Consider the following 18078-nt stretch of genomic DNA (forward strand, 5'->3'; position numbering starts at 1 on the left):
AGAAACCACAATCGGATGCATGAAACAGTGCATATGAGGAATGCAATTTTTATGTTCATAATTCAAAATCCAAAGAACATACTCCCGCAATGGTGACCAGTCAATAACGAAATACAACAAAATGGCTTTTTATCTTCGCAAGGGATTTAACATGGGGCCGGTTCGTCTGAACCTTTCCAAAGGTGGGGTCGGCGTCTCCGGAGGGGTCACCGGCGCGCGGGTGGGTATGAGTCCCCGAGGTGCCTATGTGCATGGCGGACGCGGCGGCCTGTATTACCGCAAATATGCCCGTAAAAACCGCCGCATATCTTCAGGAAGAACATCAGGCAGTTATTCCGGTCAGCAATATCATTATCAGCCGGAGGGCTCTCCTGCTCTGTCACAGCCGCCCGCTGCCGGCAGCTCCGTGGAGATTTTTGTGGATACAGGTGTTACGTATCCTTCTCCGGTTCGTTTGAGGAAACCGGATCCGTTTCCTGCTCCGGATCTGCCATCAACCGGATGGATGCTGAAGTATGTTATGGTTCCCGGTTTGCTGTTACTGGCCGGCGGATATTTCGGGTGGACCGGAACCGGTCTGGTAGCTGCCGGATTTCTTCTCACCCTGGGTGGTGCCGGCGGATATGTGGTAGTGGACCGGATGAACCAGAAGGCTGTCGGTCTGCTGACCAGCCTCAGAAAGATACTTGATGAAGTTGCATCAGCTCACGAAAAATCCCGTCCGGATGCAAACCGGACCGAAGAACAGATTGCAGCACTGCTCGGCAAAATGGCTGATTTACACGGGCGTCATCGTAAGTGGATCGATTTTCACGGGGGCTATCATCTGCATGAAGCGTATGCGGAAACGCCTGATCACATACCCGAAGAGTTGCTTGACCGGTTTGAAAGGCAATCGGTTTTGAGTAAAAGTGAAATGCAGGAGCTGCATGTTGCTTTATTTCAGCGTCGTTTCGAGTCACTTGCAGGCGATCACAAACTCACATCCGATGATGAACGTCACCTGCGGGAGCTGGCTGAGCGGCTGAATCTCAGTGAGGATCAGATCGCCGAGGAGATGGATACCCTGAAGGTTCTTGCGGAGATCCGGCAGGAAACGGAATCGTTTCCCGATGAAATCGATCCGCCGGTCAGGCTGACCAGGGGGGAGAAGTGCTACGCCGCCGTTGAAGGACGCCAGCTCAAGGAAAAAATCCAGCAAGCCCGAACCATCGACCGCATCCGGCACAAGTACATCGGTTACGAAACGGATATGGAGGGAACCATATGCCTCACAGATAAAAGAATACTCATCGTCGGCGACGGGTCCCGGGATTATCGTTTGCATCGTATTCTGGATGTGGTATTATCCCTCGAAGATGCTGTGGTTCGCGTCATACTTGACGGAAGGAAAAATCCGGTAATCCTGACCATGGCCCGTCCCGCACTGTTTGCCGCCCGCATGCAGCATCTGCTGGATGAGCAGGGATGAGTCAGTCCGCAGCCGTGTAGTCTCATGCTCTTTCAGAGTGGCATGTTCCATCGTATTGTCATGATTATTCATATTGGCATGCTCCATCCTGGTCTCAGGATTCTTCATGGTAACTCTTTCCGTCGCAATGCCATGTTGATTTGAATAGTAATTTTCATTCGCTGATCATCTTTACAGGAAATTATACCGTGTAATTAGTAGATTTATTCGCTCTCTTTCACATCCATCACAAATAACCTGCAGTTGCAGATACCATTTTCCAAAAACAAGTCCGGAAACGATCAGGTCCTGCCTTCCGCTGAAAGCGGCCTGGGGACCTTCGGCGGAGTTTTTACCCCGTCAGTGCTGACCATCCTCGGGGTGATCATGTACCTGCGGTTCGGATGGGTTGTGGGCAATGTAGGCCTGGCAGGCACTCTGATCATTGTTACGCTCTCCACAACCATCACATTTCTGACGGCAATGTCGATTGCCGCAATTGCAACTGACCAGAGAGTGCGTATCGGGGGTGCCTACTACATGATCAGCAGATCGCTGGGTATTGAATCCGGAGGAGCGATCGGAATTCCCCTCTATTTTGCCCAGGCGCTTTCTGTTGCCCTGTACACGGTAGGTTTTGCTGAAAGTGTGGTCGGGGTGTTTCCGGAATTATCTATTCGTTTAGTCGGAATAGTTACAACGATTTTTGTAGCGGGACTGGCCCTGATATCGGCCCGCGTTGCCATACGGGCTCAGTATTTCATCATGTTTGGCATTGCACTCTCGCTCATATCCTTCGTTCTTGGCGGCCCGGTAGAGACTTCCGAAATTGAGATGACCGGTGCCCGGGACCGGGAAACAGCGGCTTTCTGGACGGTATTTGCTGTATTCTTTCCGGCTGTTACAGGGATTATGGCAGGCGTGAACATGTCCGGCGACCTCAAGAATCCAACCCGGTCCATTCCCCTGGGCACATTTTCCGCTATCGGTGTCGGTTATCTCATCTACATGATACTTCCTGTGTTGCTTGCACAGCGCGCCGATGCCGATACTCTGATCGAAAACCCGCTTATCATGAGAGAAATGGCCTGGTGGGGGGACGCCATTTTGATCGGGGTCTGGGGTGCAACACTTTCCAGCGCGGTTGGAAGTATCCTGGGCGCTCCCAGAGTCTTGCAGGCGCTTGCCAGGGACGGGGTGCTGCCGGGCTGGATGCGCTGGCTGGGCCGGGGAGAGGGAAGTGATGATCTGCCAAGAGTGGGGACACTGATCACGCTGTGTGTGGCGTTGATTGCCGTGTTTTTTGGCAGTCTGAACGTAATTGCGCCTATTCTGACCATGTTTTTTCTGACAACATACGGAGTACTGAATGTTACGGCCGGTATTGAGCGGCTGCTGAGAAGTCCGTCATTCAGACCCAAGTTCAATGTTCACTGGAGTCTTTCCATTATCGGTGCAGTAGGATGTGTTGCGGTAATGTTTCTGATTAATGCCGGAGCGACCGTCATAGCCCTGATCTTCGTAGTTGTTATATTTGTGTGGCTTCGCAGCCGCCAGATCAAATCCGCCTGGGGGGATATCAGACGCGGCATATGGATGGCGCTGATCCGTGCCGGTCTTATGCGCATGAAAGCCGAAGAGGATGCAAAGACCTGGCGTCCGCATCCCCTGGTGTTTTCAGGAGTGCCGACAAAACGGTTTCATCTCATCGAGTTTGCATCATCACTGACACTTAACCGGGGCATACTTACACTTTCATCCATTCTTAAGAGCAATGAGCTTACCGCTGACCGGAAAAGGACGATGGAGAAGCAGATACGCGAATTTCTTGAAAAAAAAGGGATTCAGTGTCTTGTCAGGGTAACTTCAGCAGGAGATCCTTACAAGGGTATGGTACGTCTGGTTGAATCCTACGGTCTCGGAGAACTGGTTCCCAATACGATCGTAATGGGTGATACGGAAAATGAAGTTTCCATAGACAGCTACAGCAGGATGATTGAAACGTTTCACAACCTGAACAGGAATGTTGTCATTGTGCATGACAACAAGGATCTGCTGTTTGGTGACCGTAAAATTATTGATGTCTGGTGGGGCGGTCTGCAGGGCAATGGCGGATTGCTGATGATTCTGGCTCATCTGCTGAAAAACAGCCACCGGTGGCTGCATGCCGAGGTGCGGATCAAGATGGTGGTCAAGGATCGTCAGGGAGCGGTTAAAGCTCAGAACAACCTCAAACAGATCATCAGCAACATCCGCATTGACGCCAAGCCCATGGTGTTGCTCTCTGAAGGTCGCCGCTTTCAGGATATTCTTGCAGAAAGTTCCAAGGATGCCGACCTGATATTTCTTGGCATGGCTGAACCCGGAGAAAAGTTCGCCGACTATTATTTCAATATGCAAAAGAACCTGGAGGGGCTTCCCACTACCGTACTTGTCCTGGCAGCCAAAGACAATGCCTTCGGAAATGTGCTGCTCAAGGGGGATGAGTAAAGCCGGCCAGTTCTCTGCTGGTCAGGAGCAGCCAATCACAATGCCTGTCAGTTTTTATCTGTTTTATTGTTAGCGCTTTTTTATCCCACAGACCTGAAAAAACAATGTTTAGGGGCTATGTGTGATCATTTTAATTTGTATAGGTGCTGATTTTTATTAATATTATTCATTGCTTTAAAAGTAGAAATAAAATAAGAATCCGGATGTACTCTCCGGATGATATGTTGAATCGGTTGGTGAAATGTTGGTTTCGGCGTTGCAAACTTCTGTAGCAGTTGGACTGTTGATTCGCAGATAACAGAGGATGATGTAAAGGCATTGATACCCACAGACATGTATTAGCTGTTTGAACATTAAAAATCCTGTGCAGATATCCGGATGATCCGGATCAAAACACTGTTGCAACGGCACTGAAATAAAAATGGAAAGCACAGGATGTGCCACCCACAAAAAACAATAGCGGTGGATTCGTGGCTCCATCCAAAATTTGTGATTTTGACTCAAATCGGGAATAAATGAAACAAGAAGGAACTCTTTTTCCGCAAAAACAGGGGCTGTATGACCCCGCCAATGAACACGATGCCTGTGGTATCGGTTTTGTCGTCAATATTAAGGGAAAAGCCTCTCATGACATTGTCAGACATGCCATTCGTGTGTTGAAGAATCTGGATCACCGGGGTGCAACCGGAGCCGAGCCCAATACCGGTGACGGCGCAGGTATCCTTATGCAGATTCCCCACGAGTTTTTCAGAAAATCCTGTGAGGGACTTGGATTTGAATTGCCGGAGTTCGGCAACTACGGTGTGGGAATGTTTTTCCTGCCGCCGGAACGTAAGCAGAGAAAATTCTGTGAGAAGATCATCGAAAAAGTGATCACCGAAGAGGGGCTGAACATCCTTGGGTGGAGAAAAGTGGCTACCGACAACTCGAGTCTTGGTGAATCCGCAATTGACTGTGAGCCGCTGGTGAGACAGGTTTTCGTTGAACGTGATCCGTCCATGAAAACCGAACTGGATTTCGAGCGCAAACTTTTTATAATCCGCCGACGCATCACGCTTGCCATCCAGCACTCGGATCTGAGTGACGCCGACAAGGAATTTTACTACGTCAACAGTCTGTCATCCCGGACCGTCGTCTACAAAGGGATGCTGACGCCCAACCAGCTTGAACTTTACTACCCGGACCTCAACAATCCGGATATGACATCCGCCATTGCTCTGGTGCATTCCCGCTTCAGTACCAATACATTCCCGAGCTGGAAACTGGCGCATCCGTACCGCTATGTGATTCACAACGGTGAGATCAACACGGTCCAGGGAAACCAGAACTGGATGCACGCCCGCGGCAAACAGTTTGAGTCACAGCTTTTCGGGGATGATATGCAGAAAGTGCTGCCGATTATCCAGGAGGAAGGCAGTGACTCCGCCAAGTTTGACAACTGCCTGGAGTTTCTGTCTCTGACAGGACGCTCGCTGCCGCATGCCATGATGATGATGATCCCGGAGCCATGGGAAAAGCATGAAAGCATGAATGACATTCAGCGTGCCTTCTACCAGTTTCACAGCTGCATGATGGAGCCCTGGGACGGTCCGGCTTCTGTTGCATTTACCGACGGCAAGGTCGTCGGGGCCAATCTCGACCGGAACGGACTCCGCCCCTCACGCTACTACGTGACCCGCGATGATATGGTCGTTCTTGCTTCCGAAGTGGGTGTGCTTGACATCGAACCGGAAGATGTCCTGGAAAAGGAGCGTCTGCAGCCCGGACGCATGCTGCTGATCGACACCGAAGAGGGCCGCATCATCAGTGATGATGAGATCAAAAACCAGATCGCCTCCGAACACCCTTATCAGGAGTGGCTGGATGAAAACCTGATCCATTTTGACAGTGTGACCGAGGATCTGGAATACCCGGAACCGAAGCACACCCATGAAGAGGTCGTCCACCGGCAAAAAGTGTTTGGTTATACCTATGAGGATCTGCGGATCAATGTCGGACCAATGGCCGAAAAGATGCTTCAGCCGGTCGGCGCCATGGGAAATGACGCACCCATTGCGGTGCTATCCAAACAGCCGCAGCTGCTGTACAACTACTTCAAACAGCTCTTTGCACAGGTGACCAATCCTCCCATCGATCCCATCAGGGAGGAGCTGATTACATCAACGGAAACCCTTTTAGGATCACAGGGAAATATTCTGAATCCCGGCCCGCACAGCTGCCGGCAGATAGAACTCGACAATCCGGTTATCACTTCCGAAGAGCTGAAACAGCTCAAAAACCTGGTCGTGGACGGGTTCAAAAACGAAACCCTTCCGATCCTTTTCCAAGCGGAAAGCGGTGGAAAGGGACTGAAAAAGGCTCTTGACAATCTTTTTTCTGCTGCCGACAAGGCTATTGAGAGCGGTGTGAATATCCTGATTCTCTCGGACCGCAAGTTCGACAAGGACCACACACCCATTCCGGCACTTCTGGCGGTTTCCGGACTGCATCACCATCTTATCCGCACGGGAAAACGGACCGAAGTGGGCATTGTACTGGAGTCGGGCGAGCCTCGTGAGGTGCACCATTTCTGTACCTTGTTGGGATATGGAGTCGATGCTGTAAATCCATATATGGCCTATGAAAGCCTGCACGATTTAATCAGGGAAGGCCTCCTTGAGGACATGGACTACGAGCGGGCTGTGAAAGGATACAACAAAGCCGTTGTGAAGGGAGTTGTCAAAGTTATGTCCAAGATGGGTATATCGACGATTAAATCGTATCGCGGAGCACAGATTTTTGAGGCGCTGGGCATATCCTCTGATGTGATTGACACCTACTTCACCTGGACGAACTCGCGCATCGGCGGCATCGACCTGGATATCATCGCCGAAGAGGCGCAGATGAGACATCGCAAGGCCTACCCGAAAGTGCGGGTGAACGGACAGGTGCTGGATGAGGGCGGACAGTACAAGTGGCGGAAAAACAGTGAGTACCATATGTACAATCCGGAAACGGTGCACACGCTTCAGTTTGCAAGCAAAATCAATGACTACAAACTGTACAAGGACTATACCAAGCTTCTTGATGACCAGCAGGATCCCCCGCCTACGCTGCGTCACATGCTTGATTTCAAATATGCCAGGGATCCGGTGCCCATTGAAGAGGTGGAGCCGGTTGAATCGATTTGCAAAAGATTCAAAACCGGGGCCATGTCGTACGGATCCATCAGTGAGGAGACTCATGAAGCCCTGGCAATTGCCATGAACCGTATCGGCGGGAAAAGCAACACCGGTGAAGGCGGGGAAGACCCGCGGCGGTACACACCCGATCCGAACGGGGATTCCCGCAGAAGCTCCATCAAACAGGTGGCATCCGGAAGGTTTGGAGTCACAAGTGAATATCTGACCCAGTCTGAAGAGATTCAGATCAAAATGGCCCAGGGTGCCAAGCCCGGTGAGGGGGGAGAGCTTCCCGGCCGGAAAGTGTATCCCTGGATTGCCAAGGTCCGGTATTCTACCCCGGGTGTCGGGCTTATATCGCCTCCGCCCCATCATGATATCTATTCCATTGAGGATCTGGCGCAGCTGATCCATGACCTTAAAAACGCCAATCAAAATGCCCGCATCAATGTGAAACTGGTATCACTTGCGGGCGTGGGTACCATCGCTGCGGGTGTATCGAAGGCCAAGGCGGATGTCATTCTGATCAGCGGTCAGGATGGCGGAACCGGCGCATCACCTCAAACCAGTATCAAACATGCCGGATTGCCCTGGGAGCTTGGTCTGGCGGAAACCCATCAGACCCTTGTTCTGAACAATCTCAGAAGCCGGGTTGTACTGGAAACCGACGGCCAAGTGAAAACGGGGCGGGATATTGTTGTTGCCGCCCTGCTGGGTGCCGAGGAGTACGGATTCGGGACCAGTGCACTTATCACACTGGGCTGCATAATGATGCGGGTTTGCCATATGGATACCTGTCCGGTCGGTGTCGCAACTCAAAACCCGAAACTGCGCCACAATTATGCCGGTGATCCTCAATATGTGGTCAATTTCATGAAATTCGTAGCTCAGGATATCCGTGAGCATATGGCCAGGCTCGGCTTCCGTACCATGGATGAGATGATCGGACGTTCGGACAAGCTGAAAGCCCGTAAAACGGATCACTGGAAAGCCAGAACGCTCGATCTGTCGGCAATACTCCACCGGCCAAAAGTGGATAGAAACATTGGAGTCCGCAAGTTCATGGAGCAGAATCATGGGCTGCACAACTCGATGGATATCCAGACGCTTCTCGATATTTGCGAACCGGCTATCAAGGAAAAGAAACCGGTTAAAGCCAGGCTGCCCATCCAGAATATCAACCGTGTTGTCGGTACGATAGTTGGCAGTGAGATTACCAGGGAACACGGTCGTGACGGACTTGCCGAAGACACCATCAGACTGAATTTCCGGGGTTCGGCAGGTCAGAGCTTTGGTGCGTTTACGCCGCCGGGCATGACGCTTGAGCTCGAAGGAGATGCCAACGATTATTTCGGAAAGGGATTATCCGGGGGCAAGCTGATACTTTACCCTGATGCCAATGCCCGTTTCAAGCCGGAAGAAAATATCATCGTTGGTAATGTGTCCTTTTACGGAGCGACCAGCGGGGAAGCTTATATCAGGGGTATGGCAGGTGAGCGGTTCTGTGTTCGCAACAGTGGTGTGCGTGCCGTTGTGGAAGCCGTCGGTGATCATGCCTGCGAGTACATGACCGGAGGAAGGGTTGTGGTGCTCGGTCCGACAGGCCGCAATTTTGCCGCCGGTATGTCGGGAGGTATTGCCTATGTCCTTGATCTGGAGAACCGGTTTGAGCAGAACTGCAACAAGGAGATGGTCTACCTTGAACGGCTTGAGGATGTCGATGAGATCGAGGAGGTCAAGCGTATGATCCGCAGACATGCCGATTACACCGACAGCAACCGGGCCTGGAAAGTGCTTGCCAAATGGGACGAAGTGGTTCCCCATTTTGTGAAAGTGCATCCCATTGATTTCAAACGAATGAATGAGGCCATCAGAGAAGCCGGAATGCGTGGACTGGAAGGAGATGATGCGATCATGGAAGCCTTCGAGATCAATAAGGGTGACAAGGCACGTGCTGCCGGTAACTAATTCGGCCGGAAGCTAATCCGCAAGCAGAAACAGATATTTACTGATTAACGATGAATAATTATGGGTAAACCTACTGGATTCCTGGAATTCGAACGAAAAGAAGCCCCCGGTAAAAAACCGGAAGACCGCATTCATTCCTGGGATGAGTTCAGCGAACCATTTGGCGAACAGGAGCTCCGGGAACAAGGCGCACGATGCATGGATTGCGGAATTCCGTTTTGTCAGACCGGAAACGACCCGGCCAAAGGCTCAATGGGTTGTCCGGTCTACAACCTTATTCCCGAATGGAACGATTTGGTCTACAGGGGCAAGTGGAAGGAAGCTTTGCACCGGTTGCACAAGACAAACAATTTTCCCGAGTTTACGGGAAGGGTGTGCCCGGCTCCGTGCGAAGGGTCCTGCGTGCTCGGGATCATTGAGCCGCCAGTGGCAATAAAAAGCATAGAAAAGGCTATCATTGACCGGGGATTTGAAGAAGGGTGGGTTGTGCCCGAGCCGCCCGATCAGCGCACCGATAAGAAGATAGCAATCGTCGGTTCCGGTCCGGCCGGACTCGCTGCTGCCGCACAGCTGAACAAAGTTGGTCACAATGTTACGGTCTATGAGCGTGCCGATCGCATCGGAGGACTGCTTACCTATGGAATCCCCAACATGAAGCTTGAAAAGGGGATCGTCAAGCGGCGTGTCGACATTCTGGAGCAGGAAGGAATTGAATTTGTGACAAGTACAGAAATTGGCAAGGATATCCCGGCGGATGAACTCAAATCCCGGTTCGACGCAGTGATACTGGCCGGCGGTGCCACCCGTCCGCGTGATCTTCCGATCGACGGCCGGGACTCGAAAGGCATCCATTTTGCCATGGATTATCTGCATGCGGATACCAAGAGTCTGCTCGATTCAGGGCACGAAGACGGAAACTACATTTCAGCAAAAGACAAGAATGTAATTGTCATCGGGGGAGGAGACACCGGAACCGATTGTGTCGGAACAGCATTGCGCCAGCAGTGCAAGAGTGTGACACAATTTGAAATTATGCCACAGCCTCCTGAAGACCGTGCGGATCACAATCCGTGGCCGCGCTGGCCCAATATTTACAGACTCGATTATGGTCAGGAAGAGGCCAAAAAGAAGTTTGGTGATGATCCGCGCCAATATGAGATAATGACCAAAAAGTTTACCACTGACGGACAGGGAAATGTAAAGGAGCTGCACACGGTTCAGATCACCTGGGAGAAAGGCAACAACGGCAGGATGGCGCCTAAAGAGATCCCCGGAACCGGGAAGGTCTGGAAAGCCGACCTTGTACTGCTGTCCATGGGATTTCTTGGTCCGGAAAACCCTGTACTTGAACAACTCGGCGTAGAGCAGGATGAGCGCTCAAATGCAAAAGCGGAGCATGAGGTGTACACGACCAATGTGGATGGCGTCTTTGCCGCAGGTGATATGCGTCGCGGGCAGAGTCTGATAGTATGGGCCATTAATGAAGGCCGCGGTGTTGCAAGAGAGTGCGACCGCTGGCTGATGGGAAGTACCGAGCTTCCCTGACAGAAACCCTCCTGGTTTTGGTTTTATTCAGGATTCAATACTTTTAGATAGCATTGATGTGCATCTGAAAGGTTGAATTATGTAATAGAGTTGTACACTATATAAAGAACTAAAGAGGTGATATTATTATGAAAGTGGCAGTATTAGGCGCTCATGGCCAAATCGCCATGTTGCTGCACCCTATACTTCGCAGCAATGGCAACCAGATAACCGGCCTCATCCGCAACCCGGATCATGCTGCCGAAGTTGAGCGGGCTGGGGCAAAGCCTGTGGTTTGCGACGTAGAAGCTGAGGAGGACATTTCACCGGCTGTAGGTGATGCGGACGCCGTGATATTTGCGGCCGGTGCCGGACCGGGAAGCGGAGCTGAGAGAAAGTGGAGTGTTGACCGTGACGGTGCCCTGAAACTCATTGAAGCGGCGAAAAAAAAGGGCATCAGGCGCTATGTCATGATAAGTGCCATGAAGGCCGAAGAGCCACGCGGCAACGAAGTGTTTCAGGCATACCTGGAAGCCAAATCCCAGGCTGACAAAGCCCTGCGTGAAAGCGGACTTGATTATACGATTATCAGACCCGGAAGACTTACTGACGATCTTCCTGCCGGTCGTGTCACGCTTGGCCCCGATCTTGAGTCGGGCGAGATTCCACGTGCTGATGTGGCCACAGTGGTTGCCGAGGTTCTTGAAAATCAAGGAACCATCGGACACCAATGGGATGTCGTTTCCGGTGATATCCCTGTCGAAAACGCAATAAAGCGTCTTGTCTGATTTTTAGCTATTTTGCTGCAGCATTTGAAATAGTTGCATACAAATCCGGACTAAATCTTACATATAATGCAGGGACATTTTACCATTGGCATGATAATGGCTGTTACGCTGGCACTGTTTTCAGCATGCACCACTGAAGATCCTGACGCAAACCGGCATCACACGGGGTCGGAAGATCAGCAAACCGGCGCGGTAGCTGTTGGTGCGGAACGTCTGCTCAATGATTATTTTGACCTGATAGAAAACCAGCGTCTCGGAATCATCACCAACCACAGCGCTGTAGTCGGTGAACAGCACATTGTTGATCTGCTCCATGAAAAGGATGATGTTGAAGTAACGGCTTTATTCGGACCCGAACACGGAATCCGCGGTACGGCAGATGCCGGCGAGCCTGTTGATGATGACATTGATGAAGAAACAGGAATTCCTGTTTACAGCCTTTATGGTGAAACCCGCCGGCCGACACCCGAAATGCTGGAAGACGTCGATGTTCTTGTATTTGATATCCAGGATGTGGGTACCCGGTTTTACACCTATCCGGCGACCATGGGGCGTGCCATGCGGTCAGCAGTTGAAGCGGGAATTCCGTATCTGGTTCTCGACCGCCCGAATCCCATAGGAGGAACCAGAATTGAAGGCCATATCAGAAAAGACGAGTTTACCTCCGGAATCGGACTCTATCCCACACCCGTGACACACGGGATGACCGTCGGAGAACTCGCACTGATGATCCACGATCAGGGATGGCATGACGATATCGAAGATCTGGATCTGCATGTTATTGAGCTGAACGGGTGGAACCGGGATATGCTTTGGGATGATACCGGGCTGGAGTGGATTCCGCCCAGTCCTAATATTCCCGATTTTGAAACAGCTGTCATATACCCCGGTACATGCTTGTTTGAAGGTACCCCGGCAAGTGAGGGAAGAGGAACATACGAGCCGTTCCTGAAAGTCGGCAGCCCGCATGTGGATGCAGAAAAAGTCGCAGATGAACTGAATCGTCGGTCACAATCCCCGGAAAGCGGAACCGGTTATGATAACGAAGAACCGGACAGGCATCGGGAATCGTATCTGAGCGGACTGAATTTCCACCCGGTTACATTTACCCCTGAAAGTATTCCCGGCATGTCACGTGAGCCCAAGCTTGAGGGTGAAGATGTGCATGGGGTGCGGATTGAGGTGACCGGATACGATGCTGTGTGGCCGGTAGCTGCCGGTATTCATATTTTGCAGGTATTTTACGATCTGTTGCCGGAAGAGCATAAGGAGGAGTTTTTTCACCCCAGAGGTATGCCGGTCCGCGCCGGAAACGAATTTGTGCAGGAAATGATCCGGGAAGGGGTTCCGGCTGATGAAATCATTGAAAGCTGGAACGAGGATGTTGCTGAGTTCTCGGAAATGCGCAGGCCGTATTTGCTTTACGATTAGCCGGATATATGTCGTACGGGTCAGCCAAATTTCCACATTATCTGAACGGATGATTAGAAAATTGCTGCAATAAGCACACTTCAAGACCGCCTATTTGTGCAGCTCAAAATCAAGTTCATGCTCTCTGCCGCCGGCAATCTTTCGGTGTGCTTCTTCATCAATAAACCGCAGCGACGGTGAATTGAGGCAGTAGCGCAAACCAGTCGGCTCCGGGCCGTCCTCGAAAACATGACCGAGATGTCCGCCGCATCGGGCACAATGAACTTCAGTACGTTCCATCAGAAGACGATGGTCAGACTCGGTGCCGATTCTTTCCTGTGAGACAGGTGCGAAAAAACTGGGCCATCCGGAGCTTGACCGGAACTTGGCAGCTGATGAGAACAGAGGATTTGAGCATCCGCGGCACAGATATACACCTTCCTCTTCATTGTGAAAGTATTCATTCTTAAACGGCGGTTCTGTTCCGTGCGAACGAAGCACCTCATATTCGGCTGGTGTCAGCCTTTCTTTCCATTCACTGTCACTCAGATTTACAGGCTCATTTTGTGAGGGGAAAAGGCCCGGATCAAACCAGTGCGGTAACATCTGATTGCGCAATTTGTCGGGCAGAGGGCGGTTAATATCAACGGTCATAACATACTTCGCTTGGGAATTGAAAATTATACAAAACAGAACATTGAAGAGCTGCAAACCGTTTCTTTATTCTACTTGCGATTCTGCCTGCGGCAATCAAATCTCCGGAAGATTCGTTACTACATAAGTTTATATGGAACAATTCACCAATACCTCACGTTATACAGAGTACAATGTAACTTGAAAAAAACAGCGAGGGAATATGAGCAAACTAAATATGCTGGTAAGTGTGATTATAGGGTCATTTATTGGAGCTGTACTCGGTGTCCTGTTTGCTCCGGACAAAGGTGAAAGAACGCGGAAGCAACTCTCGAAGAAAAGTGATGAGTACACCGATATGGTAAGATCAGAGTTTGATGACTTTGTCAAAACCATGCGGAAAAAATATGAAACAGCCCTGGATGACACCGAAGATATCATCAACAAGGGAAAATCAAAAGCCGAAGATCTGAGGAATGAAGTTAAAAAGGCCATGAAATAACCCTTCTCATTCAAACAGTCCTTTTAACTTCTTTTGTCCTTTTATTTTTGAAGAATTGCCGGTATCATTTCCACCATAAATGGGAATGATCACCGGCTTTTTTTTATGGATACCTACCTTGTTTATGAGATCATCGGATATGTAGCATCTGTCCTGATTGCTGTTTCCCTGATGATGAGCGCCATTATCAGGCTTCGGATTATCAACATGATCGGTGCTGCCACATTTTGCCTGTACGGGATACTGATTGGCGCTATACCCGTGGCGGCCATGAATGGTTTTATCGTACTCATCAATATTTACTATCTGAGCAAAATGCTGGGCGACAAGGAATACTTCCGGCTGCTCAGGGTGTCGCCTGAAAGTGAATACCTGAAGTCGTTCCTTTCGTTTTATCAGGACGAAATAAAAAAATTTCAGCCGGATTTCGACATGAAACCCGGTGCTGAAGATATATGTATTTTTGTGCTGCGGGATATGGTTCCCGGCGGCCTTGTGATCGGAAGTCCTGATAACAGCGGTATTCTTAACATCAAGCTTGACTTCGTTATTCCCAATTACCGCGATTTCAAAATCAGTAAATATCTCTTTAATGAGAGGTGCGATTTTCTGAAGGAACAGGGTCTGACCAAACTGGTGGCGAGGGCTGTCAGCAAAGATCACCGGGCATACCTTGAAAAAGCGGGATTCAGGAAATCGGGGCAGGGAGCTGATCAGTTTGAAATGGACCTTTGATGCCGGTCAGTACCAGAGCTCCGTCTGCTGATCATCAGGTACAATGCAGCTGAAACAGATATGGCGGTAACACCAGCTCCGACAAATAAAAAAGCTTCTGAGATTGACAGATTTTCTACAAGTGGACGCGTTAGAACGGGGGAAAGAAACTGACCCAAAAAAACGGCTGTGGTTATCATCCCTGATAACCGGCCTCTTAAATAATCCGGGGCTTCAGACAGCATCCATACGGTAGTGTTTGGTTTGAGAAGTCCGGAACCTGCACCGCCGGTGATCAATCCTGCGAAAATGCCTGCATAGCTGTCGGAAAAAAAGATCATTATGTATCCGATGCCCAGTAAGAAGAAACTCAGGACGTAAATACTTTGGTGGGACATAACATAGAGAAAGCGCTGATAGTTGAGCGCTGCGATTGCACCTGTTAAAACGAATGATGAAAGGGCAAGTCCGACCTCCGTATTGCTGATATCTCCGAAAGTGTGGATTAAAAAGGGTATGTGGACCGGTATCATGTAAAACATGGCCATACCGAGGAATGCCATCGCAAGGATGACTGAAACATTCAGCAGAGAAAATGAAGTATCGCGGCCGGCATCAGCATTCACTTCAACTTCGGATTTCTGTGCAGGTTCTTTGATGAACAGCATTATGGCCGGCAGAAGCAGGAGAGCGAAAGAGTATATCAGGAACGGTGCACGCCAGCTGATATCAGCAAGCATACCCCCGGCAGAAATAAATACAACTCCCCCGAATGCCATAAATGCACTTTGGAGTCCGGTGATTTTTTGCCGCTGGAATCCGCTGTAGTAATCACCGATTAGTGTGATGCATACGGTCATAATGGAAGCAACGGATATGCCAAGCAGTGCCCGGCTGATGAGTATGGCCGTCAGGCTGTCGAGCCATGCCCCGGCTGTTCCGGAAAGGCCATATAAAACGGCACCTGCTATCAGGAGTTTTTTTCGTCCGTACCGGTCGGTAAGCCAGCCGCAGAAGGGCGAGGCTATGACAATGAACAGAGCCGGCATGGTTAAGATCAGCCGTGTCAGAAAATCTGCATTGGGTGTATCGGCAAAAACTTCGGTCATCAGCGGAAGGACCGGTCCTATTGTGGCACCGGCCATGACCGTAAGTGTGCTGGCGAGCAATATGACAATTTTTTTTCCTATAACCGGATCCTGTTATTTAAAAAAGAGCGCATACAAATCAATGAAATGCTGACGGTGTGAAATAGCGACTGTATGTAATACCGAGACTGTGAAATGCTTCATAGCGTAAAATGCAGACTGGATGTAAATTAAACTTGAATCTTAATATTGAATTCTTATGATATTATTTATATTTCCATTGACAGGATTTATCGGATATTCGCAACCAATTCGCCTATATATATGAATATTCAGCAGTTAACCTACATTTTAGCCATTGACCGTTTCCGGCATTTCGCCCGTGCTGCAGATCACTGTCATGTCACACAGCCTACGCTCAGCACTATGGTGAACCGCTTTGAAGATGAACTCGGTGTGAAAGTGTTTGACCGGAGCCGGTCCCCGGTAATGCCGACCGAAACGGGAAAACGAATTATCGCGCAGGCGCGCAGGGTATTGGAAGAGGTGGATCATTTGCAACGCCTTGCCGGAGAAATGAGTGAGCAGGTAGAGGGAGAGCTCAGGCTGGGAGTAATTCCTACCGTGGCTCCGTATCTGCTGCCACTGTTTTTGCAGGATATGCTCATTTCCTATCCGCGCCTCCGGATCACAATCAATGAGCTGACGACAAGTGAAATTGTCAATCAGTTGAAATCGAACACGATTGATGCCGGAATCCTGGCGACTCCTCTTGGACAGGATGCCATACGCGAAATTCCGCTTTATAATGAGCCTTTTGTGGTTTATTACAGCAAGCAGCTTCCTCCCGTCAGTGAAAAGTATATTCAGCCGAAGGAACTGAATGTTGATCAGCTTTGGCTGCTTGAAGAAGGACACTGCCTGAGAAGTCAGATATCTGAGTTATGTGAACTCAAAAGACAAAAGCGTCCGAACGGAAATCTCATTTATGAAGCCGGCAGCATAGATTCACTGAAGCGTCTGGTTGATGCGAATAAAGGGATAACTGTACTGCCATGCATGGCTGTTGAGGAGTTCAGCGACAGTGAAAAGCTGTTTGTTCAGCATTTTCGCGATCCGGTGCCTGCCCGGCAGATAAGTATCGTTACCTACAGGCATCATCTGAAAGAGCGCATTGTGGATGCTCTGAAGGAGGAGATACAAAAGAAAGTTCCGCCCATGGTGGATGAGAAAAGGCCAGTTGAAATTCTTGAGGTGTAGCTTCAGTGCGCTGCCGGGCGGAATGCACCGGCAGCGTTATTTTTAATGCAATATTACCTTCCTGTGAGGCATCAGGAAAATCTTGCGTTTTGCGATGACCGTGTAAATCAGTATGTCAGACTTGTAATATATTCATAGCTTTCAGGAACACTTGTTTTGACATCCTCAACCTCGTCTTCAAGGTAAAAGTATTTGATATTTGAATCCCTGGCGGCAATTAAAAGTGATTTGAAATCAACCTGACCTTTTCCCAGGACAACCATGTGTTCACTTGGAGCTCTTCCTGACAAATCGCCTTCCACACCTTCTGCCAGATCTTTAAGATGAACCGTTCTGAAGCGATCCGGATACCGTTCTACTCATTCTACAGGGTCATAACCCGGCCACACTGTCCAAAAGACATCCAGTTGGAAATTGACATATTCCGGATCTGTATTTTGTACAATGTAGTCGAAAAGTGAGTAAGACAACCCGAAGATCCGATATAACTTGTAGCCCTTCAATATTTTCCGTCTCATTTTCGGTATTACAGGACGGTGTAAGGCGTATAAGAAAAAAGAAAATATGCGAGTAGAATCAGACGTGTCGTCATAATGAGATGATTTTTGTGGTCAATAGATTTAGCTTGACAATGCTTGGATTTACATTTTTGGATAAAAAATCAAGAAAATTATGGGCCTCAATACTTTGCATTTTTTTTGTGACTTAACCGATAAAGCTTGCGGTTGTTGAAAAAAATAGTTAAATATTTTAAAGTGATATTTCGGTAAAGACACTTTTTAATAAAGGATAATTGAACTTTATCGGGGTTTAATAACTCATCAACTAATGGTCATTTGACTGTCATCCGCAGAGGTGAGGTTACCGGTTTTGATTATTATACATTCGCAATTACACAAATCATATTCTCATGCATAGCCCAAGTATAAAAGCTCTTCAAAAACTAAGATTACTAACGCTGTTCACTTCCTGTCTGCTGATTGCATTCGGGGCAAAAGCGACTTTTGCCGGCGAGGCCGGTCCATTTGCAGAAGCGACTTCCATGGAAGAAGAGCACGGATCGGTTACCGGCAGCGTTGTGGACGCTTCC

General features: G+C 49.5%; 13 protein-coding genes. 10 read left to right on the plus strand and 3 right to left on the minus strand.

Annotation, left to right across the window (positions count from 1 at the left end; genetic code table 11):
• The first annotated feature begins 121 nt into the window (after positions 1-121).
• The 6 genes from NATSA_RS13895 to NATSA_RS13920 all read left to right on the plus strand — a co-directional run bounded on the left by NATSA_RS13895 (position 122) and on the right by NATSA_RS13920 (position 12812).
• The gene (locus NATSA_RS13895) at positions 122-1471 is read left to right on the plus strand and encodes a DUF4236 domain-containing protein (RefSeq protein ID WP_210513211.1); all 1350 of its coding nucleotides are present in this window, start codon (positions 122-124) and stop codon (positions 1469-1471) included.
• A gap of 243 nt (positions 1472-1714) precedes the next feature.
• Entirely contained in the window at positions 1715-3940 is a 2226-nt protein-coding gene (locus tag NATSA_RS13900; protein WP_246481841.1) for an APC family permease, read from the plus strand.
• Between the two features lie 515 nt (positions 3941-4455).
• Positions 4456-9069, plus strand: a complete 4614-nt coding sequence (gene gltB / locus NATSA_RS13905; protein ID WP_210513212.1) for a glutamate synthase large subunit — start codon at positions 4456-4458, stop codon at positions 9067-9069.
• Between the two features lie 60 nt (positions 9070-9129).
• Positions 9130-10614 carry a glutamate synthase subunit beta gene (locus NATSA_RS13910; protein ID WP_210513213.1) on the plus strand — a complete coding sequence of 495 codons (1485 nt, stop codon included), beginning with the start codon at positions 9130-9132 and terminating at the stop codon, positions 10612-10614.
• 128 nt (positions 10615-10742) lie between these two features.
• Positions 10743-11381, plus strand: a complete 639-nt coding sequence (locus tag NATSA_RS13915) for an SDR family oxidoreductase (protein ID WP_210513214.1) — start codon at positions 10743-10745, stop codon at positions 11379-11381.
• A gap of 66 nt (positions 11382-11447) precedes the next feature.
• Entirely contained in the window at positions 11448-12812 is a 1365-nt protein-coding gene (locus NATSA_RS13920) for an exo-beta-N-acetylmuramidase NamZ family protein (protein ID WP_210513215.1), read from the plus strand.
• 90 nt (positions 12813-12902) lie between these two features.
• On the opposite strand, the gene msrB is transcribed toward NATSA_RS13920, so the two are convergent.
• Entirely contained in the window at positions 12903-13445 is a 543-nt protein-coding gene (gene msrB, locus NATSA_RS13925) for a peptide-methionine (R)-S-oxide reductase MsrB (protein ID WP_246481842.1), read from the minus strand.
• Between the two features lie 202 nt (positions 13446-13647).
• Between msrB and NATSA_RS13930 the strand changes: the two genes are divergently transcribed.
• Positions 13648-13926, plus strand: a complete 279-nt coding sequence (locus tag NATSA_RS13930; protein ID WP_210513216.1) for a YtxH domain-containing protein — start codon at positions 13648-13650, stop codon at positions 13924-13926.
• Positions 13927-14031: 105 nt separating this feature from the next.
• Complete coding sequence (locus tag NATSA_RS13935) at positions 14032-14661, plus strand: hypothetical protein (protein ID WP_210513217.1); 630 nt, start codon at positions 14032-14034, stop codon at positions 14659-14661.
• Here NATSA_RS13935 and NATSA_RS13940 read toward each other — a convergent pair.
• Positions 14640-15809, minus strand: coding sequence for an MFS transporter (locus NATSA_RS13940; RefSeq protein WP_210513218.1), 1170 nt, complete (start codon positions 15807-15809; stop codon positions 14640-14642). The two genes, NATSA_RS13935 and NATSA_RS13940, sit on opposite strands and share 22 nt — an antisense overlap.
• Positions 15810-16052: 243 nt before the next feature.
• On the opposite strand from NATSA_RS13940, the gene NATSA_RS13945 reads away from it, so the two are divergent.
• Positions 16053-16988: a LysR substrate-binding domain-containing protein gene (locus tag NATSA_RS13945; protein WP_210513219.1), complete on the plus strand. Its 936-nt coding sequence runs from the start codon at positions 16053-16055 to the stop codon at positions 16986-16988.
• Between the two features lie 107 nt (positions 16989-17095).
• Here NATSA_RS13945 and NATSA_RS13950 read toward each other — a convergent pair whose 3' ends face one another.
• Complete coding sequence (locus NATSA_RS13950) at positions 17096-17290, minus strand: hypothetical protein (RefSeq protein WP_210513220.1); 195 nt, start codon at positions 17288-17290, stop codon at positions 17096-17098.
• Between the two features lie 608 nt (positions 17291-17898).
• Between NATSA_RS13950 and NATSA_RS13955 the strand changes: the two genes are divergently transcribed.
• On the plus strand, positions 17899-18078 hold a 180-nt coding region (locus NATSA_RS13955; RefSeq protein ID WP_210513221.1), incomplete at its 3' end, for a hypothetical protein.

This window comes from Natronogracilivirga saccharolytica (genome assembly GCF_017921895.1).
Classification (GTDB): Bacteria; Bacteroidota; Rhodothermia; order Balneolales; family Natronogracilivirgulaceae; genus Natronogracilivirga; species Natronogracilivirga saccharolytica.